At 48.0% G+C, this 21210-nt stretch carries 15 protein-coding genes; 10 read left to right on the top strand and 5 right to left on the bottom strand.

Annotated elements, in window-relative coordinates; all coding sequences use genetic code 11:
- Positions 1-13: 13 nt before the first annotated feature.
- A complete protein-coding gene (locus tag J2Z66_RS03785) occupies positions 14-6553 on the top strand; it encodes an Ig-like domain-containing protein (protein ID WP_209970023.1) in 6540 nt (2179 codons plus the stop codon).
- 126 nt (positions 6554-6679) lie between these two features.
- Here the strand turns inward: J2Z66_RS03785 and J2Z66_RS03780 are convergent, their stop codons facing one another.
- Positions 6680-7609 carry an MBL fold metallo-hydrolase gene (locus J2Z66_RS03780; RefSeq protein ID WP_376774359.1) on the bottom strand — a complete coding sequence of 310 codons (930 nt, stop codon included), beginning with the start codon at positions 7607-7609 and terminating at the stop codon, positions 6680-6682.
- A gap of 238 nt (positions 7610-7847) precedes the next feature.
- Positions 7848-8732 (bottom strand): LysR family transcriptional regulator, encoded by an 885-nt coding sequence (locus tag J2Z66_RS03775; RefSeq protein ID WP_209970021.1) that lies wholly within the window; start codon positions 8730-8732, stop codon positions 7848-7850.
- Between the two features lie 124 nt (positions 8733-8856).
- On the opposite strand from J2Z66_RS03775, the gene J2Z66_RS03770 reads away from it, so the two are divergent.
- Both J2Z66_RS03770 and J2Z66_RS03765 read left to right on the top strand, forming a co-directional pair.
- Positions 8857-10284, top strand: a complete 1428-nt coding sequence (locus J2Z66_RS03770; RefSeq protein WP_209970020.1) for an MFS transporter — start codon at positions 8857-8859, stop codon at positions 10282-10284.
- 201 nt (positions 10285-10485) lie between these two features.
- A complete protein-coding gene (locus tag J2Z66_RS03765; protein ID WP_209970019.1) occupies positions 10486-11619 on the top strand; it encodes an SGNH/GDSL hydrolase family protein in 1134 nt (377 codons plus the stop codon).
- Between the two features lie 538 nt (positions 11620-12157).
- Here the strand turns inward: J2Z66_RS03765 and J2Z66_RS03760 are convergent.
- Complete coding sequence (locus J2Z66_RS03760; RefSeq protein ID WP_209970018.1) at positions 12158-12778, bottom strand: polysaccharide deacetylase family protein; 621 nt, start codon at positions 12776-12778, stop codon at positions 12158-12160.
- 89 nt (positions 12779-12867) lie between these two features.
- On the opposite strand from J2Z66_RS03760, the gene J2Z66_RS03755 reads away from it, so the two are divergent.
- From J2Z66_RS03755 to J2Z66_RS03730, 6 genes are read left to right on the top strand one after another with little or no spacing between them, the layout of a single operon-like run.
- Positions 12868-13869 carry a CgeB family protein gene (locus J2Z66_RS03755; RefSeq protein ID WP_209970017.1) on the top strand — a complete coding sequence of 334 codons (1002 nt, stop codon included), beginning with the start codon at positions 12868-12870 and terminating at the stop codon, positions 13867-13869.
- The gene (locus J2Z66_RS03750) at positions 13866-14861 is read left to right on the top strand and encodes a CgeB family protein (RefSeq protein WP_209970016.1); all 996 of its coding nucleotides are present in this window, start codon (positions 13866-13868) and stop codon (positions 14859-14861) included. The genes J2Z66_RS03755 and J2Z66_RS03750 overlap by 4 nt, the downstream gene beginning before the upstream one ends.
- A 13-nt stretch (positions 14862-14874) precedes the next feature.
- Positions 14875-15528 (top strand): polysaccharide deacetylase family protein, encoded by a 654-nt coding sequence (locus J2Z66_RS03745; protein ID WP_209970015.1) that lies wholly within the window; start codon positions 14875-14877, stop codon positions 15526-15528.
- Positions 15529-15541: 13 nt separating this feature from the next.
- Positions 15542-16519 (top strand): CgeB family protein, encoded by a 978-nt coding sequence (locus J2Z66_RS03740; protein ID WP_209970014.1) that lies wholly within the window; start codon positions 15542-15544, stop codon positions 16517-16519.
- 40 nt (positions 16520-16559) lie between these two features.
- Positions 16560-17204 (top strand): polysaccharide deacetylase family protein, encoded by a 645-nt coding sequence (locus J2Z66_RS03735; protein WP_209970013.1) that lies wholly within the window; start codon positions 16560-16562, stop codon positions 17202-17204.
- 22 nt (positions 17205-17226) lie between these two features.
- A complete protein-coding gene (locus J2Z66_RS03730) occupies positions 17227-17940 on the top strand; it encodes a glycosyltransferase family 2 protein (protein WP_209970012.1) in 714 nt (237 codons plus the stop codon).
- Positions 17941-17954: 14 nt separating this feature from the next.
- On the opposite strand, the gene J2Z66_RS03725 is transcribed toward J2Z66_RS03730, so the two are convergent.
- A complete protein-coding gene (locus tag J2Z66_RS03725) occupies positions 17955-18455 on the bottom strand; it encodes a cell wall hydrolase (RefSeq protein WP_209970011.1) in 501 nt (166 codons plus the stop codon).
- A gap of 190 nt (positions 18456-18645) precedes the next feature.
- Between J2Z66_RS03725 and J2Z66_RS03720 the strand changes: the two genes are divergently transcribed.
- Positions 18646-19737: a UDP-N-acetylmuramoyl-tripeptide--D-alanyl-D-alanine ligase gene (locus tag J2Z66_RS03720; RefSeq protein ID WP_209970010.1), complete on the top strand. Its 1092-nt coding sequence runs from the start codon at positions 18646-18648 to the stop codon at positions 19735-19737.
- A 118-nt stretch (positions 19738-19855) separates the two neighbouring features.
- On the opposite strand, the gene J2Z66_RS03715 is transcribed toward J2Z66_RS03720, so the two are convergent.
- Positions 19856-21208 carry a YheC/YheD family endospore coat-associated protein gene (locus tag J2Z66_RS03715; RefSeq protein WP_209970009.1) on the bottom strand — a complete coding sequence of 451 codons (1353 nt, stop codon included), beginning with the start codon at positions 21206-21208 and terminating at the stop codon, positions 19856-19858.
- Positions 21209-21210: the final 2 nt, after the last annotated feature.

Below are 21210 nucleotides of genomic sequence, written 5' to 3'. Positions count from 1 at the left end.
GGAGGTGTTAGTGATGATCAAGCAATGGTTTAGTCGAATCAGCAAGTATTTAGCCGTGATCATGATCGTTAATATGATTCCGTTTTTTCAAACCGGTAGTGCTTATGGCGAAACGAACGGCGTTTTCTTCGAAGACAACATGAACAGCTTAACGACAGCCGGATGGGTTATGAGCGCTCCGCCTAAGAATGGCATCTATACAACCGACTCTAGCAATTCCAAAGGAAACCCCAACGGAATCGCGATGAAGCCGGTATCGGCTGGACAATATTTGCTGTACGGTGATCAAGCGGCCGGTACCAATTATGTAACGATGGCCAAAAACTTTTCCATTGGAGCCGGAGCATGGAAATTGAAATTCGGCGCGCGATTCGCCGATCTTATGACGCCTTTCCAAAACCAGGTCAACCGCGGCGTCATATTCAGGGTGAACGCGAACGAGAAGCAATACAGCCTGACCTTCAACGACCAGAACAAAGTATTGTTCCTAGGAACGGCGGGGACTTACCAATATACACTAAACATGCCGACCGATAACTCCATCCATGATTGGAGCATCAACTTTGACGGCGTTCAGACGATATCGCTTTGGCTGGATGGCGTCAAGGTGGCCGAGCATGCCGGAATGGGCAGGTCGCTGCCGGGCACTACGGACGGCATGATCCTGTACAACATTCCCCTGGATTGGCAATCCGGCACGAACGAAGTGTATCTGGACTACATGAAGCTATACCGTCCGGCAACCGGCATTGCGATTGAGCCCAACAGCCTGGAGATGACAATAGGCTCGAATGCAGCCTTGATCCCGACCGTCACGCCAACCAACGCAGGCGAGAACGTGGTATGGTCCAGCGCGGACACAAGTGTGGCCACGGTGGACAACAGCGGGGTTGTAACCGCCCTTGCCCTGGGCAGCGCTACAATTAAAGCGACTACGGCCGATAGCGGGTTTACGGCTCAAACCGCCATAACAGTTGTCCAAGGCACTGCAGCCGTTTCAGGCATTACGGTGAACCCGACGGAAGCCGAGCTTGTAGTGGGGGATCATCTAACAGTAACGGCGAATGTCTATCCGAGTAATGCAAGCAACAAACAGGTGCAATGGTCGAGCGGCAATCCTGGGGTGGCAACGGTGGATGCTCAAGGGATCGTGACCGGCGTTTCGCCTGGACTTGTGACTGTGACGGCAACAACGGCGGACGGCGGGTTCACGGCAAACACTATCCTTGCGGTAAAGCCGCTGCCTGCAAGCGGGATCATGTTGAATAAATTCAAAACCGCCATTACCGTTGGTGGGAGTGAGAAATTGGTAGCGACGGTTCTACCGGCACTGGCCACGGATAAAACGGTACTGTGGAGCAGCAGCAATCCGGGCATTGCTGCGGTTGGGCCGGACGGCACCGTTACGGCCGTCACTGTTGGCGATGTTACGGTAACGGCAGCTACGTATGACGGTGGCTATCAAGCCCACGCGAACGTGCAAGTGCAGACGGAAGTCGGGGTGCTGTTCGAGGATGACGCCTCGAATTTGCAAACGGCGGGGTGGACCACGGGCCCTGTCGCGGTTCCCGTCCCCAATGCCTACACGATCGATTCCAGCGTTTCCTCGGGCAATCCGAATCAGGTGCCCCTCAAGCCGGTGCCGCCTGGTCAGTATTTGTTCTATGGTGATAAAATCGCTAACGACAATCGCACGTACTCCTCCATTACCAAAAACGTGCCCATCGGGCCCGGCGCTTGGAATTTGGAGTTCGACGCCAAGATCGCGGATTTGATCACCCCGCTCGATACCCAAGCCCAGATGGGCATCAACTTCGATATCGTGGCGAATAAGAAACTATACCGGGTGACCTTTAACGAGCAAGACAAGATCGTTTTGCAAAAGGACGCGGGAGGCACGTATTATACGAAACAGGTGGCCGGTCTAACGGATAATAGCTTGCACAAATGGGAGATCGCGTTCGATGGGTTAGGGACACTAACTCTGCGGCGGGATCACGTCAAGCTAGCCGAATATGAAGGGCTCGGATTAGCCTCAACCAAGGTAGACGGGATCACCATTACGAATTTCCCGCTAGAGCTAAAGTCAGGAACGAACGAATTCTACCTGGATCATATTAAGCTTATGAAAACCGCGAACAATGTGATTGTTCGAGATGACGCTTCCATGCTCGCTGCCGGCGGCTGGCACGCGGACGCACCGATGGCAGGCACCTATGTAACCGACCATGCCAAGTCCAATGGCACACTGGCAGGCATGAAGGCCGCGGACGAAGGCAGATACCTAATCTATGGCGACAATCAAGCCACGGTGACGACGATTGTTTATCAGCCCCTGGAGGTAAGAGATTCATCCTGGACATTGGAATTTGATGCTAGAATCGCGAGTCTGATCACACCTTCCGGCAGCAGTGCTACCAAGGGATTAAGCTTTGAAATTGTAGCCGATCACAAGAAATATAAATTCACTTTGAACGATAAGAATCGGCTGTATGTGTTGAAGAACGCGCTCGACACATATGAAGAACGGACAATCGCATTGCCGGCCGATGCGAACTTCCATAATTGGAAGTTCGGCCGCGACGAAACAGGCCGCGTTTTCGTAGGTCTGGACGGGGTCAAGCTCGGGGTATTCGAGCAAACCGGGCTTGTAGTATCAGAACCGGATCGGATCAGTATCATTCAGGATTCCGTCGGAACGGCAGGGGGCTCCACCGAGGTCTATCTGGACCAGGTTAGGATGGTAGCTGGAAATCATTCTCTCTGGTATAAACCATATCTCGCCGGCGTTACCGTATTGCCGAACTCAGACTCCCTCTTGGTGGATGCCGTTGTCTCGACCGTCGATCTCGATCCATTATGGCTGGCAGATCAGAGCGTTACATTGCAAACTGCCTTGTATCGGGAGAACGCGATCCTCGCGACGTCCAACAAGGTCGTTACAGGCTCCAATATACCGGTTCAGCTCGATCCGCGAGGTCAATCGGGACGCATGCAATTGGTTATGAAGCTGATGAGGGGCAATTACGAAATTAGTACCCTCACCCAGAACGTAGAGGTACGGTCCACCGTCAGCTTGGTATACGCGGATCAATCCATATATGCACTCGATGACGACGTGTTCTTGTTTACGCAAATGTACGAGATGACAAATGCCTTTGGGGACACCCCACTCGATGCGGGATGGAAACAATCCCATTACCAGTATGACGGTTCCCAGGAAGGGGGCGTCTTCCTGGAGAGTCAAAGCGAATCATCGCCTTTGCAGGTGCCGATGAGCCTTCATGGATGGTTTGGCGTCTATGTCGGGTATATCTCCGGTACGCAAGGGTTTACGGTGACGGATGGCGTGTACGCACAGACGATCAAGATCGACGGCGCCAAATTCGATCCCGCCAACGCCTACGGCGACAAGGCGGTTTCTGAATCGTTCGCCATGGCGGCCTATTTTGACGGCGGCACGGTCCAGCTTGCTCCGGCTTCGGGCCAACAGGCCAGAATTGCTTACATTAAGTTCAAAAGCTTAACGGATGCCGAGCTCGCGATCGCAACCAAAGTGGACGAAGGAGCGGGTGGCAAACGCGTCATCTACAACAACGATGCCAATACTGATTTCGCCACCGGGAGAGTAACGAATGAAGCCACGCTGAAAGCGAACGATGTTGATATTTACGCCAATCAGGACGTAGGCAAGATTTATTACGCTACTGGAACGACGTTCCTCACCTTTTACGACAGCGCCGTCGCCGGCACTCCGTATGCAAGCATGACGCCGGATCAGGAAGCGCTCATGCGGGACGTGGACAAAAAAATACGCGATGTCACGCTACAATTCGTGGCGGACGGAAAAAATCCATTGCAGATTGTCGCTCAAAGGTCACAAGAAATAGGGATCGATACGTTTGCATCGTTAAGGGTGAACGCGCTCTACCCAACGAATCAGTACCCGTGGCTGAATGGGAACCTGTATCCGCAATACGAGTCCTATCGTTATGTGACCTATTACGGAGCACCGCTCGGCAATAACATGAGTTACGGGTATCCGGAGGTTCGTGCTTTTATCGAAGATTTGCTGCAGGAAGCTGTGTCCTTCCAAGGTGTGAAGGGGATCGAGCTGGATTTCAATCGCAATCCGTATGTATTGGGCTGGGAGCCCGTAATTACGAACGGGTATACGGCGTTGTACGGCATAGATCCGAAGCTGGAGAATACCCTGCAAGGCATGGGGAGGTGGGTCAAATATCGGGCGGATTTCATGACGGAATTTCTGCGGGAGCTGCGTCTGGCCTTGCCGGGTACGACCATTTCCGTTCGCGTACCGGATCATGATTACTTCAAGAGCGGGTTCGATGTTCAAACTTGGATTGCGGAAGGTTTGATCGACATTCTGGTTCCCTCCTCTGTGAACAGCGAGAAGTTCTGGAACAATCTCAGCGAATTTGCCGATCTGGTGAGAGGAACTGACGTGATGTTGTATGGCGGCATCAATTACAATCTCGCAGGCATAGATTTGACCAAACAGGAGGAGGATCTGCTGAAACGCGGGGTGGCCAGCAACTTATCCCGAACTAGCGTCACGAAGGAGCAGTATCTTCTGCGTGCCCATCAGTTCTATGAAGCGGGCTATGACGGGATCTACCTGTTCAATAACATTACCGGAACCAATGCATTAGGGCTGCTGGGCGATAAAGTTAAGGTGGAGAAGTGGTACAACCTGGCCTACCCGACTTCATGGGTCAACGGGTTGGTGAAGACGACGGGTACCCCCAACAGTCTGCTCTTGGACGATCAGGCGACTAATCTGACAAGCGCAGCTTGGAGCTTAAGTTCAACGCCAAAGACGGGCGTGTATATTACGGATTCCGTCCAATCCAAAGGGAATCCCAATGGAGTCGGCATGAAACCGGTCGATGCAGGCCAGTATTTATTCTATGGGGATCAGGATGCGGGAACGAACTATGTGACCATGAACAAAAACTTTACAATAGGTTCCGGAGCATGGAGCTTGAAGCTGAACGCACGCTTCGTGGACTTGATGACCCCGTCCCAGAATACAATTAACCGAGGAGTCATCTTCAAGATCACGGCGAATCAGAAGCATTTCAGCATCACCTTCAACGACGACAACAGGGTGATGTTCCAGGGGATTTCCGGCAATATGCAAGACCGGCTGACCATGCCGGACTCGTCAACCTTCCACGATTGGGAAATTGCCTTTGACGGCGAACAGACCCTTTCCTTATGGTTGGATGGAGTCAAATTGGTCGAGCACGCTGGAATGGGAAGACCCATCCCGGCTGGCGTAGATGGGCTGCTGATCTACAATATCCCGTTGGATTGGCAATCGGGAACCAACGAAGTGTACTTCAATTCCATTCAATTGAGCCGGTCGACGGGAGCAGCCGCTCCAACGGGGATCGAACTGAACGAGACGGATGTTTTCTTACCCGCAGGAGAGTCTGAGACGCTAGTCGCCACGATCCTTCCAACTACGGGAGCGGACCAGACCGTCCTGTGGAGCACGAATGATCAAAGCGTGGCGACCGTAGACGATACCGGACACATCACGGGCATCTCCGCCGGGGCAGCTGTCATTACGGCAACGACGGCAACGGGCGGACTCACCGCGGCAACCCGAATAACGGTCGACGATAACGTAAGGGTTCGGCTGAAGGATAGCAACGGGAATGCCTTGAGTGGCGGTATTGTTACCTACTACGATGGCGGCTGGAAAGACTTTGGCGTAACGGACACGTCGGGGACGGCAAGCAAATCTTTGTCGAAAGGCACTTATACGTTCGCGGTGAGCTATGAAGGTACGTATCAGAAGCAAGTGAAGAATACTTCGGATGACCCGATCGTCGAGTTCAACACCGTGAAGGTCAGAACACAATTGAAGGATAGCCATGGAGCCGGGATCGACGGCGGTATCGTGAAGTACTATGCCGGCGGCTGGAGAACCTTCGGCACGACGGTCGGCGGGGAAGCCAGCAAGGAATTGCTGCCAGGAACTTACGCCTTCGGTATGACGTATGAAGGGGGCTATGCGCAACAAGAGCAGGACACTGACACTGGGAATGATCCGGAAGTCGTCTTCAACACCGTGAAGGTCAAGGTGCAGTTGAAGGATAGCCACGGAGCTGCGATCGACGGCGGCGTCGTGAAGTACTACGCCAGCGGCTGGAGAACCTTCGGCACGACGGTCGGCGGGGAAGCCAGCAAGGAATTGCTGCCAGGAACTTACGCCTTCGGTATGACGTATGAAGGGGGCTATGCACAACAAGAGCAGGACACCGGGAATGATCCGGTAGTCGGCTTCAACACCGTGAACGTCAAGGTGCAGTTGAAGGATAGCCTCGGTACTACCGTGGATGGCGGTGCGGTGACGTACTATGCCGGGAGCTGGAGAACGTTCGGCACTACGGCCGGAGGCGAGGCCGCGAAGGAATTGCTGCCGGGCCCATACACCTTCCGCATGACTTACGCGGGTATCTATATGCAGCAATCGGAGAATACGGCAACAACTCCTGTTATTGTGTTTCAGCTTCCTTAAAGGATAAGAACTAGAGGGGCTGCCGATCCTGGTAGTAATACACACCAAATAGAGGGTGAAGCCAATTGGCATTACCCTCTATTTGGTGTGCCGAGGCAGGGAATGTTGTTGTGGGATTTTATACCATTATTTCCACCATGTCGAATTTGGATATACCTCAGCTCCAATATAGACGGTTTCTCCAATTCTGGGCGTCGCTATAGCTGCACCTAGCTGCTTGGCAGCCTTTATTGCTCGTTCAACGGGGTCAGTCCAGCTATGTACCGCTAATGTGAAGGCCCCCCAGTGAATAGGAATCATCAGCTTCCCTTGCACGTCCATCTGTGCCTGCAAAGTTTCCTCAGGCATCATATGGATGCCAGCCCATTGTTCATTATATTGACCGCATTCCATTAAAGTTAGATCAAATGGTCCATATTTACTGCCAATTTCTTTGAAATGAGGGCCATATCCACTATCCCCACTAAAAAATACCCTTGTCTTATCGCTAATAATGACCCAAGAACACCATAAAGAGGTATCTCGGCCACCAAGTCCCCGACCTGAGAAATGCCTTGCTGGTGTGCTAGCCAGGGTGAGTCCTCTAAATGTAAACTCGTCCCACCAATCATGCTCTTGAATGATTTGCGGATCTACACCCCACCGTACCAGATGTCCTGCGACACCCAGCGGAACAATGAATTGTTTGACTTTTCCTTTCAGCTTTTGAATAGAGCCGTAATCCAGGTGGTCATAGTGATCATGGGAAAAAATCACGGCATCAATTGCTGGCAACTCCTCAATCTCTATGGGCAGCTTCGTACTATATCGCTTAGGACCAAAAACCGGGAAAGGCGATGGGGATTTCCCAAACATAGGATCTAATAGCAAGGTTAGCCCAGCTATTTTAAGTAATAATGCCGAATGCCCAAACCATGTAATTTGATCTGCCTCGTTTTCTTTAATGAATTTGGGGTCCATGCTTTCTACAGTAATACCGCCCTTTGGTTTACTAAGCGGATTCCCTTTTATCATCTGCCGGAACATCTTAATGGTGTCTTTAAAGTTCATATCCATAGGTGTAGGGATTTGGTTGCGGAACTTACTATTGACAAAATTATTGGAATCGTTAATTCTTCTCAGACTTTCCTGTGACTTTTTCCCGCCGAGCACTGGATAAAAGTTGAGAACTAGATAAACCAAGACAATAATAGAAGCCACTAAAATTAAGTAAATCATCCAAGTATTTCTCCTTTTTTTACTATAGTTTGCGATGGAATACCAGTTGTATACATACGCTTGTGTAGAGGATATATCACTCCAGCAACAACCGAATAAAAACTTCCGCTGATTTGGACAGATACCGGTCCTTTAACCATACAACACCAACGTCAGAGTGCAATTCCATATCCCGAATCGGCAGTATGACCAGCCCTTGAAAGGGGAAAGAAGAGACGACCGATGCAGGCATCACAGCTACGCCCATTCCGGCCATGATCAGGGAAATAGTAATCGCAACGCTAGAGCACTCGCAGCGTACATTTGGGACTAACCCTCTCATCCTGTATTCCATCATAATTTTATCATAAAGCCCGATTGTCCTGTCCGATTTCAGAACCAGCAGGGGCAGGCCGGCAATTTCCTCGAGCGTTACCGAAATGCTGGCCACACATAGGCTCTCATGGACCACGGCAACGAGAGGGTCGGAAATCAGGCTGCGGACGGCATATTGATTCGCATCCTCCTTTGATTCGAAGGGCAGACGGGTGATCGCAAGCTCAACGCTTCTTTGATGTAAGTAATTGGCCAACGCAGTATGGTCACCTTCCAGCACTTTGTAGGTGATGTTGGGATAGGCACTGCTGAAATTCATCATCTGCTGCGATACTAAGGAGCTGCAGGTAACAGCAGATCCAATAGACAACATTCCGCTGATTCCGGTATCTAGCTCCTTGATTTCCACGACAGCTTCATTTAAACGCCTAATAATCTCCTCTGCTTCCCGCCGCAATACAAGACCCGCCTGCGTCAGCTCCAACTCTTTTCCACTGCGGTCGAACAGAACAACACCAAGCTCTTGTTCCATTAGCTTTAACTGCCGGCTCAAAGGAGGTTGCTCCATGTTCAGCTTCTTGGCGGCACGGGTAATTTGCCTTTCCTTAGCGATCTCAAGAAAGTACCGAAGCTGCCTAATATCCATGATGATTCACTCCTTCGGATACATACTTTAAAGGATGGTGCTACCGACAAAACGGGTATTACACTTGCTTCTCTTTCCATGCTACCATCGACTTAAATAAGTTGATGAGGGGACGGACGAATGAATGATTACTTTGCAAAGACTTACGATGACGGTTCACAATCAACCTGGCGCCTTAGCACGAGTTACGGAGCTTTTCAGCCGGAACGGTTACAATATTGATAGGATACACGCTGGGATGGTCGGCAGTCCAGCTATTTCTCGCATGAGGATCGACACGAGCATCGGCGAAGAGCACCTTCAGCGGATCATGAGTCAGCTCACGGCCCTGGCGGATGTCATCCAGGTGGTATCGACACAAAGGAAACGAATCTCGTTAACGGGCATACAATTCCGAGCCCAAACCTCTTTCTGGTTCATTGCCTTTAGCTTATTCATCGCCATTCTCGGAGCCAACCTGCCAACTCCGCTCTATGCGCTTTACCGAATGAAGTGGAATCTCTCTCCCGTGATCATGACACTTCTATTTGCTTCTTATGCACTGGTTGTCATCCCCACTATAGTCATTGTTGGTCAAATCTCAGATCGGTGGGGAAGGAAAAGTCTGCTAGTTCCTGCAGTCTTCTGCTCCTTCACGGCATCATTCTTATTCATGTTTGCGGAGGGAATCGGTGAATTATTGGCGGCTCGCGTTCTACAGGGCTTGTCGGTAGGTATGTTCAGCGGAATTGCGGTATCAGCATTAATGGCATTCCTTCCCCGCGAAAAGTTAGGCAAAGCCGCTGTTGTCCTGGCAATTGCCACGACAAGTGCGAATGCTGCTGCCCCTTTGGTCGGGGGCGGATTAGGGCAATATGCGCCCGCGCCGCTGGTGCTTAGTTTTGCTATCCATGCTGCGCTGGCTTTATTGTGTCTTTTCGGGATTGCATTTTTTGTGCCAGAGACGCATAATCCATCCCTATTGAAATCACCATTACTTAAACTCCAGGTTCCCAAAGAGATGAGAGGAATTTTCTTTCACTGCTCAACAGCGACTTTCCTGGCGTGGACGATTTTGGGATTGCTGTTATCCGTTATCCCTTCTTATATGAACGATATCGTTGGGAGGTCAAATTTGTTGCTCTCGGGTGGCATGGTTTCCCTGGTGCTCGGAATGTCTGCTCTAAGCCAGCTGCTCCTACGAAAACTACCCACTAGAAGAGCGGCGCAAATTGGATGTATAGCTATGCTCCTCGGATTAGCCGCGGTAGTTGCGATGCTCGTTACAAAGTCGTTGATATTGCTAGTACTTATGAGCTGTTTAATCGGAATCGGCCATGGCCCGCTCTATAGCGGTAGTCTGCTCGTTCTCAATGCGCATACACCGGATCGTTCCAGAACCAGTGTCATGAGCCTTTTCTATGCAGTCTCTTACATGGGTCTAAGCATACCTATACTTGGTCTGGGATTCGTTGCCCGGGGTGTCGGGTTGACGCCCGCCATATATGGATTCGCAGCGGTAATGGTAGTATTAATTGTTGTTCATTTGGTTAGAGGAGAGCGAAAACGTTAATTTAATATTATGATTTATTTATGTGCAAATCTTAATCCAGTTCATTGGTATTGAATCTATTTACTGCTAGTATAATGATAGAACAACAGTGGAATTGACATCTGACATTATGCTCGTTAAGTAGCACTCTTATAGATGTTAATTTAGGCTTATGAAGCTTACATAACAACTTTTCCTTTACCAATTATAGGAGGTGCAGATTTGCACACAAATCAGAAAAATGATTCAAATAAAGCACTAATACCACAAAAAATATGTGCGTTCAACGATGCATGGACACAGTGGCTGCAAGGAAGCAAGTTTCCCATTGCTTTTTTTGGAGATAGCACAGTCGATGGTGTGAATACGACGGGCTGGGTGGCTAATACCATTGGAATGGACAGCACTTCTCCGAACACATTTTCGAAAAATCTGGAGGAATTGCTTCGAGAAGCTACGCAAAATAGCATTTTGCGCATTTACAACTCGGGTTTTAGCGGAACGAATGCAAGCTGGGCGGTAACCATCTTAGAGGAACAGTTCGGAGGAGGATCCGCTTATCAGGATGCACAAATGATTGGAATCGGCTTTGGAATCAATGACCGGCTTCTGTATCCCAACGAAAAAGCTTACCGGGACGGATTTAAAGGGTCAATCGAGAAGATTATTAATTGGTGCTACTCCAAGAACATTCAACCGTTTCTACTGACGACCCAAGCAATCGTTGAACCGGGAGCAAACACTGAATATGCAGCTGACTACCCGATGAGAACGAGCGAACATATCGCTTGCATAGCCAACGAAGTAAAGAAAGAGCTGGCGGAAGCGTATGGACTTCAGATCATTGACATGAACGAATATACGGAAAGGTTTTTGCAGTATTCCTCTATCAGTGCTCAACGAATTATTTCAGATCGGCTGCACTTTGGAGACATTGGCCATAGGTATGAAGCGGGTGTACTCTTCTCCTGCCTGTCCCCCCGTACAATCGTAGTAGATGGTTATACCAAAATTGATTATTCCAGTCAAAAAATCAAGAACAGTGTACCTGATGACTGGTTGTCTATGCCGGAAGTGCTGACGGACAGCTTCAAAGTTTATGTTGATTGTGCGAAGGCGGACTCAACGGACATGATGATCATGTCAGCATGGGTGTTTCTTAATGCCAAGCGGAAGCTAACATTGAAGGCTTATAAAACGATCTCGCCTGATACCTATGTCAAACTAAATGGCGTTATCAAAAGCCTGATTGGTGCTGAAACAGTTATCGATCACTTGGATCAAGGGCTGTATTTCCTGCAAGTATTCACAGGAGCGTCATCGAAGGCAGACTTTAAAGGCTTCATTCTAGAATAGATGAACAAGTATAATTGAACGAATATAATTGAACGAAGAGATTGAGCACGATGTTTTCTGTGAAATATACAACAGCTCCCATCGAATTACGATGAGGAGCTGTTGTACATTTCATGGTTGTATTAGCCAGAAAGTTCAAGTGCTTCACTTAACGATGTTTTTGATCGCTAAAGTAATTGTTTTCAGGTCCATCAGCACTTTAATGATGATTTTCATCACTAAAAGAGGACGGATGACATCATCTTCCTGGGGGGAAAGGGATTTTAATGATGTTTTTCATTGTTAAAGTAGTATGTGGGGATGAACCCGGGCTTTTAGTGATGAAAAACATCGCTAAAGTAGCAGCGCGCCAGCTAAAGTTATCAGGTTAACATGCAAGTGGAGGTTAGCTTTCCCCAATTACATACCTCAAAGGAAGCAGCAAGGCGTATGGAAAATCTTAAGCGGAGGTGTTAAATTATCTCCAGCTTCTAAATTTGGTTTGTTGCCCAGTTCCCCTGGAATTCTTTCGAATATGATGGTAGAAGCCTAGCGAGACTTAAGTTTTTTTACTGTTCAATAGCTCAGTTACGCTAACGAATGAAAAACCTTTGGCTCTTAATAATTGAATAATGTATGGGAGCGCCTGGGCCGTTTGTTTAGCAGAATCACTGGCATGCAGCAGGATGATATCACCAGCGTGTGTTTTGTGAGTGGTATTTCTGATAATGGCTTTGACGCCTGGGTTTTTCCAATCTAGGGAGTCAACACTCCAATGAATGGTCCGGTAGCCTAGGGTGCTGAGCTGACGGATGACTGCAGGATTCATATCTCCATTAGGCGTTCTGATTAATCTAGGCCTTATACCGGTTGCCGAGAAAATAACCCGCTCAGCTTTGCGAACTTCTTTGCGAATCCAACTCTTGCTTTGGGAAGTATAATTTTCATGCAAATAGCCGTGAGATCCAATTTCAAAACCATTCCTTTGAATGAGTTTGACTATATTTGTTCTCAGCTGTGCCACAGGGCCGGACAGAAAAAAGGTTGCCTTGTTCACGTTATACCTGCGAAGCACCCTGATTACCCGGGGAGCCACCTTTCCACCCCAGCCAATATCGAATGTTAAAGCCACCCATTTTTTCGGAATATCTACACGGTAAATCGCATCATCTCCAGCCAATGAACTTCCTCCTCTCTACTAAATTATATGCCATCAAAAATGAATGGATTGTATGACTGACTCATGTCTGGTAAGCACCGGAGGGATTTATGAGAATCTTGTTTCTTGAACGCGGTAAGCTCTGGTCCTATGGCCTGCCGGACGGATTTAGGGAGCTAGGCCATATGGTACGAATGTCGGGTCCTGTCACAAGCTCTAATGTTGCCAAGCATCTAAATGTCTTCAAGCCGGATCTTCTTATTTCGGTTGGATGGGGACCCGATCATACAAGGCCAAAGCAACAATTAGTGCGCAAGCTTGCCACACAATACAAAATTCCTCTGGTTTATTGGTCAACGGAGGATCCCAATTTCACTCAGGCTTTTACGATCCCTTTACTCCAAACAATGAATCCGGATTTCGTTTTTACTATTTCATCAAAGACAGCAGCCAGATTCCGTAAAATGGGTTACCGGTCCGCTCATCTGGACTTTGCCTATCACAGAAACGTTCATCAGTCTACGAAGCCAATAGCCAAATACCGCAGTGATATTGCCGTTGTAGCCAATGCTTATCCTGATGTGCTTCGTAAATATCCCCTTCTTTTTCGCCGCAAAGCGCTGGAAATCCTTATTCGTCCGCTATTGAAGCATGGCTTGCGGATCGATTTTTATGGACGTGATTGGCATCGGATGGCGCCCTTCCTGGGTGCAGCAATCCCTAAAAAGTGGCTGCATGGGCCGATTGCTTACAAGGATGCACATAAAGTGTACAGCTCAGCTAAAATCATATTGGGTTTGCAGAACTATAAGGACATGGTTACGCAACGCACGTATGAAGTGTTAGGCTCAAGAGGTTTTATGCTAACTTGTGACACGCCAGCGATCCACCGGTTGTTGAAGCCTGGAAGGGAAATTGCTGTAAGCTCCACTCCTCAACAAACAGTACTTAAGGTTCGCTATTATTTGGAGAATCAACAGGCAAGAGAAGAGATTCAGAAGCAGGGAAGAAAAGCAATCGATCCACATCATTATAAAAATCGGGCCCAGACCATGCTGTCTACTCTTCACAAACAAGGTTTGTTTATAAAAGCAAAGGGAGGCCGGTTATGAAAAAACGCAGACTGCGTATCGTATTCCTGGAGAGTCACCCGATGTGGAAAGACGGACTGCCAAATGGCTTTCGCAGACTGGGACACCGGGTGATAACCTGCCAGCCAGAGCTCAGGCTAAGAGGAATGCTCAAGCGGTTTAAGCCGGATATGATCATTACAATCGGGTGGACCCCTGCGAACAGTACGCCGGAAAAGCAGCGGCTGATTGCTGAACTGGTACGCCATTCGGGTACCCTGCATGTGCATTGGTCAACGGAAGACCCTGGTTATACAGAAGAATTTTCTTTACCTCTCATTCGAAGGATGAAACCCGATTTTGTATTTACGATTCATCGGCCGACAGTCCGATTATTTAATAAACGCGCTATCCGGGCAGCGCATCTTGACTTCGGGAGCGATCCTGCCGTTCATAGACCCGTGGCGCCTGCCTCCAAATATAAGGCAGCAGCGGCACTTGTAGCCAATGGTTACGCAAAGCTCTACGGCAAGAAACCAGACCATTACCGCTTCAAGTCGGTTCGCCGGCTGGTTAATCCTTTTCTTCACAAAAATTTGAAGGTGGATATTTACGGCAGAGACTGGAAGCGAATGCGCAAGATTTTGGCTAAACCGGTTAACAGCAGCGAAATTCATGGGTATTTGCCCTACAACGAAGCGGTGAAGGTTTACAGCTCAGTCCAATTCGTGCTCGGTCCGCAAAATGCGGAGGATCGGCTTACACAGCGCACTTACGAGATTCTTGCCTCAGGAGGGCTGCTGATTACGGATGATACACCAGAAGTCAGGAAGTGGTTCCGTCCAGGAGAAGATCTGCTGGTTACCTCTTCTGAACAGCAAACAAAGGCCTTAATCGATAAATATAGCAAGCTGCCTGCTGAATGCGGACGAATTCGACGCAATGCCGTTCGCGCGGCAAAATTGCATAGCTATGCAAGCAGGGCCCGTTACGTGCTTGAGACTTTAAAGTCTCAGGGTATCCTTTCTGTATAGCAGGGGGAGATTCATGAAGCCTGATCGTAAATTGAATCCAGCTGCTCATTCTCATAAAGTCGCTTATCTAACGTTCGACGATGGACCCTTGAATAACTCGAAAAAGCTACTTCAGCTGTTGAACAAACATCGGGTTAAGGCCACTTTCTTTGTTATTGGAAATGAGAGCCCTATGGCAAAGAGGCTCTACAAACTTATTGCTGCTCAAGGTCACTCCATCGGAAATCATACCTATTCGCACAAGATGTCACAAATTTATGTGTCCAAGGCTGTCTTTCTGCGAGACCTTTACAAGATGGAACGATTGCTTTGGAGATTGCTGGGCAAACGCACACAGCTCCTCCGATTTCCCGGAGGAAGCAATAATGTGTTTTGCAGCAGGAGGGTCATGAAATCGATTGCGAAGGAATTATCGGGCAGAGGCTATGTATATTTCGATTGGAACATCGATTCGGGGGATTCTCAGCCTCCATTTCCAAGTCCAAAACAAATCGTAACAAAAATTGTTGCAGAGAGCATCCATCAATCTCGAATTATTATATTGTTTCATGATTTTAGCAACCCGACTTTGGTTGCCTTACCGAGCGTGATTCGGAAATTAAGGAGACGGGGTTATCGATTTGGCGTTTTGTCCAAACGTTCATATAACTTCCAGATGCCATTATGAAGGGGGCAGCTGATTGAGAGTTTTATTTTTAGAAAGTCATCCGATGTGGATTCACGGGCTTCCGAACGGCTTTCGCGATTTGGGGCATGAAGTGAAAGTGTCGGGTATATTGACCCGGAACAAATTGCCACGGCTGCTATCCAGCTTCAAGCCTCATTTGATTATTACTTTGGGCTGGACAACTGAACATGAAGGATACAAGCAAAAATGGATACGGCAGTATGTAGGAAGCTCGGGTATACCTCATGTGTATTGGGCGACAGAAGATCCAACACATCATCAATCATTCACGCTTCCGTATGTACAAACAACCAAACCCGATTTCGTGTTTACGATTTGCCGGGATCAAGTGAAGGCTTATCAAAAAATGGGCATTTCTGCAGCGCATCTGGATTTTGGCTTCCATCGCGCGGTTCATCGCAAAGGCCAGGGACATTCCAGATTTCGCAGCCAAATTGCTGTAGTAGCTAACGGTTACTCGAGAATTTTGAAAAAGTATCCTGACCATTTCCGGATTCGTTCTCTGCATACACTGCTTCGTCCGCTAGTCCAGAATAAGATCAAGGTTGATTTCTGGGGAAGGCAATGGGAGGAGATGAAGCCAGTATTAGGTTCCAGAATTCCCGGCAGCTCGATTCACGGATACCTGCAATATCCTGAGGCACGGAAAGTATACAACTCCGCCAAAATTGTTATTGGACTCCAAAATCAGCTAAAGCAGGTGACGCAAAGAACCTATGAAATATTAGGTTCCGGAGGATTCCTGCTAACAAGTGATACCCCGGAAATCCGGCGATTATTTACTCCGGGAAAACATCTTGTCGTATCCCGCTCTCCGGAAGAAACGGTTCGGCTAGCCAGATACTACCTGGTGCACCCTGAAGAGAGAGAAAAGATTCGCCAGGCTGGTTACCGCGCCGTGGCTAAGCACGCCTATAAATATCGTGCCGCGCAGATGCTTCGCATCTTAAAAAAACGAAAAATCATATAAGAGGCGGAAATTTGGCTGCCTCAAGGAGGAGCAGGATCCTTTGAGCCATCCCCCGGTTATAGAGAAGATTAATACGAGGAAAAGGGTTGTGGCTTTAACTTTTAATATAGCCAATGGCAGCCGTGTTCCTATCCGCATGCTTTCGCTGCTGCGCCAGCTTGGGATCACCCAAGCGACCTTTTTCCTGACGGGAATGTGGGTCAGAGCGCATCCCGCTATTGCCCGCAGAATTCGAAGGATGGGGTACGAGATTGCGAGCCATGGACACCAGCATCAAAATTATACAGAACATTCCAACAAGTGGATCGAGAAGGAGGTCTACGCAGCGAGGAAGGCGATACACAAGGCTACGGGCGTATGGACGCAGATGCTTCGCACGCCAAGCGGCGATCTTGATGCCCGGGTTGTGAGGAAGCTGCTGAGACTAAAGCAAACCATTGTTCATTGGGACACGGACTCACTTGATTGGAAATATAAGCACATCCCTACCATTGTCAGTCGAGTCGTTCCCAAAGCGCATCCTGGCGCTATCATTCTGCTTCATGCGTGCGACCCGTGGACACAATCGCTAACAGCTCTGCCTTTGATTGTGAACGGTCTGAAACATAAAGGCTACAATTTCGTCACCGTAAGTCAATTGTTGACCGAAGCTGAGCCCGGACTTTCTCGGTACAGAAAAGGGTAGATCGGGGACAGGAGGTTACACAATGAAGGATACCCATAGGAGAGCCAGAGGCGTGACCGTTATTGTGAGTACGAACCGGCCGCACTATTTCAATAGATGTGTCGCAAATTTCATGAGGCAAACCTATAAACCCAAAGAGCTTGTTATTATTCTAAATAAGGATACGATGTCGCTTTTGAAGCATCAAAGGCAGATCCATAAATACAGCTGCATCCACGTTCATAAGCTGCCCGAAAAAACTTCGCTTGGCCGTTGTCTCAACTACGCGATTTCGAAGGCCAGATACCCTTATATCGCGAGATTTGATGACGATGATTATTACGGTCCTAAATATCTAGAGACCCAAATAGAAGGATTAAAGCAGTCTGGAGCAGATATTGTGGGCAAACGGGCCTGCTTCGTTTATTTGGAAGCGAGCAAGAAGCTTATTCTCCGCTATCCGAAGGAACAAAACCGGTTTGTCAAACAGGTTGCCGGAGCAACGCTTGTCTGCAGAAAGAAATTGTTTAGCAAGGTGCGTTTTAACGACAGGACAGTAGGTGAAACAGTAGGATTACTGCGGAGAAGCCTTGCCAGAGGCTACAAGGTATATGCGACAAGCTGTGCTCATTTCTTCGTTAGAAGAAGGAAAAACAAGCGCAGCCACACCTGGATGATAAGTGACAAAAAATTAATATCGCAAAGTAGAAGGGTTAACAACAAAGGCTATAGCTTTCATGAATTCGTATGCCTTTAATTATGCCAGGCACGTTAGGCGAATACATGTCGTCCAATGCGCATTTTGGGACGCAGCTTGCGAATCCACGGGCTTGTTGCTGTTTGCGGATTAAAAAAATAGCAGCAGTTGCCGGTCGGATCAGTGCCTTGCAGAGCTTCTCTGGCTGCGTTATAAGCTTGCCGATTTGGCTGCAGCCAGAAGCTTCCGTCGGCAATAACTGAAAAAGCAAGCGGCTGAGTGATAACACCCCTAAGGGTATTAGGAAAATCCGGGGAACGGTAGCGGTTCAACACCACTGCACCGACGGCAACTTTTCCTCTGTATGGTTCGCCCCGCGCTTCCGAATAAATGACTCTCGCGAGAAGCTCCATGTCTGGATTGCCTGAAGTTAACTGTTTCAATCTTTTAATTATTATCTGTTGATCAGAAGGAGAAGCTTCCTTGATCCGGAAATCATGCTGAAAAGCTTGCAAGGCTTCCTCCAAACGCGGTTGCTTATACCCCAGAATACGCAAACGGCCAAGTAACGTCATTATGTTAGCCTCCAAATCGGAACCCTGAAGGGTTCCGACAACTTTATAGCATTATCTTATGCAGAGAGGATGATTCAGACTTCTGTTAATCTACCTATTTTTCATAGAAGCTGCTAGATGGATGCTACTAGATGAATGCTGCTAGAATGATGCGATATTGGCATGCTAAAGAGAGGAGGTTATGATAAGTATGAACAGGCCGATTATTGCCATAACAGGAAGCGCTGGCAAGACGACGACCAAAGAGATGCTGGCATCGATCCTGCAAAGAAGATGGAAGACGTTTAAGTCTTTTCAGAATGGGAATGATGTGTGGTTTACAACGCAGTATACGAAGCAAATAAATGCTTCCCATCGGGCGGTAGTCTTGGAATATGGGATGAAGCATGCGGGCGACATCCGGCGTCACTGCCAGCTCATTAGACCTGACATTGGCATTGTTACGAATGTGGGAAAAGCACATATGGGCCATTTTAATCGGGGAATTACGGGGATCGCCGCTGCCAAATCCGAATTGATACAGCATATGAACGCAAATGGCATGCTTTTTATAAATAAGGATGACGTTCATTCCAATTTATTGTCTTATGGTCGATTTAAAGGGCAAGTGGTTACGATAGGTGCTAAACATAAAGCGAATTACCAGGCACAAAACATTCGTTATACCAACCAGGGAATGAATTTCGAGGTTCGATTAAGGGGGAAGCTGCACTCCTTTTTCATAAAAGCTTTTGGGACTTGCAATGTATACAATGCACTATTTGCCGTCGCCGCAGCACATCGACTTGGCTGCCCGGTCCAACAGATACGAAGCGGGCTGCTGAATTATGAACAACCTTATGCGCGGCTCACGGTTCATCGGCTTCGCAACGGGAGTATATTAATCAATGATAGCTTCAATACAAAGCCGGAGCTGGATGCAGCCCTGGATGTATTAACTCATGTGGGAGGCAAGGGAAGAAAGGTTGCCGTACTAGGGATGATACAGGATATGGGTGTTTACCGGAAGCATATGCATAGAGAAGTAGGGAAGCAGCTGGCGGACAAAAGAATTGATTATTTGTATACATTCGGATCTCACGCCAAGCAAATTGGTCTCGGAGCGATTGCTGCAGGCTTCTCATCTCAGAAGGTGAGCAGCGAAAAAAACATGTCCAGGTTGAGAAAGAAGCTTATGGGCGAATTGCGGCCGGGAACCACACTTTTATTTAAAGGCTCAACAGGGGGGAATAAAGTACTGCTCATACATGTAGTTGAAGCTATTGTGAGAGCTAAAGGCTAATCTTAAACGTACTGAAAAAGGGCGCCGTTCATAATGAGGCGTCCATTCTTCACGTACGTTTAAGAAGCACAAGTTATAATCGCCCCTAAGAGGTAATTAGCTTGCGCGTCTATTTATGTCACTTGAAGCCTGCAAGTGCTTTGGCATAAAGCAACGGCTTTGCGACTTGTTTTAAATATAATGGTTTCTTTTTGGCGTAAAGGGCAAGTTTATGATCAGGAAGGATATTGATTTCAAGCATCCAGATTCGTCCATTTGGATCAACCATCACATCTACGCCCAAATCGGCATAATTTCCGCCCCGCACTTCAAATACTTTGCACGCTTTGGTGCAAACCCCAATCATTTGGTTTAGCTTGGTTTGGCTCTGACTTTTCCCTAAATGAAAGGCCTTCTGCAAGGCAAGGCTCCCATCCATGGCATAGCCGGAGGAAGTGAAGTTGGTGACGATGCTGTTTTTTTTGCCGAAACGGGCGATGACAGCGGTACAAGACCACTGGAGCTGTTCATTTTTTTGCATGATGACCCTAAAGTCGATTCCTCTTTGGTTGTATCTCTTCATCGTTATAGCCTGCTGTACAATATACTCTTGTTTTCGGATAAGGCTGTGTATGAACGGTACAACTGTACTTGAATTCATCTGTTTTATTGTAACAGCATTTTGTTTTTTATTATTTTCTGGAAAAATAAACGCATAGTGTCCGGAGGATTTCGTCACTTTAATGATTCCCCTGGACATTTGATCCATGGTAGGCTTGAGATAAACGGTACCGTAACGTTTGAGCATCTCATCCAGATCTGCATGATTGCGTAATTGCTTCGTTTCGGGAAGGTGCTGCCGGATCGCAGGATGGGGAGAAAGCCATTTCCATAAATCCCACTTGTTAAAATGCTCTCCCTTGAAGTATCCGTTAAACAGCTTACGTCCCAAAGCCTGAGATACAGCGCGATACGTTTCCGGTTTCAGTGCCGTCCTTCTGTAAAGGACTCCGGGATATGGAAAGGTGCCAAATTGCCAACGTTGGCCAGACTTTGCTGCTCCAAGGGGGTTATAGGAATATCCACTGATCTTCTTTTCCTTGGTGTGAATTCCATCAGCACCGCAAACGTAGACTAAGCCTTTGATTCGATCGTATTCACGCAAGTAATCATGAAATTGATTTAATTTGGATGTCGTGATGCGTTCGCCTGACTTGAAGCCTACGAGACCAAGAACAGGGCCGATATGAACATGATGACCGTCGATTATCAATTTATAATTCAAATGAGGCAGTGTTATGCCTTTGAGGGCTTGAGCGGAGATACGAGCGGAGTCATAGGGTAAGCTGGTATTCCGCACAACCCTGAGCTCCTTGCTCCAGGAACCGAAATGGACTTTCAACCGCTTAGGAGGCTTGGGGAATTGACGGATGAAGTCTTCCCCCACAAAAAAACAATCGCTTCCTGCATGCTCCATTTTTTTTATAAACATCT

Origin of the sequence: Paenibacillus eucommiae (genome assembly GCF_017874215.1) — a bacterium.
GTDB classification, from domain to species: Bacteria; Bacillota; Bacilli; order Paenibacillales; family NBRC-103111; genus Paenibacillus_AI; species Paenibacillus_AI eucommiae.
This window is presented reverse-complemented; position numbering and strand designations above follow the sequence as displayed.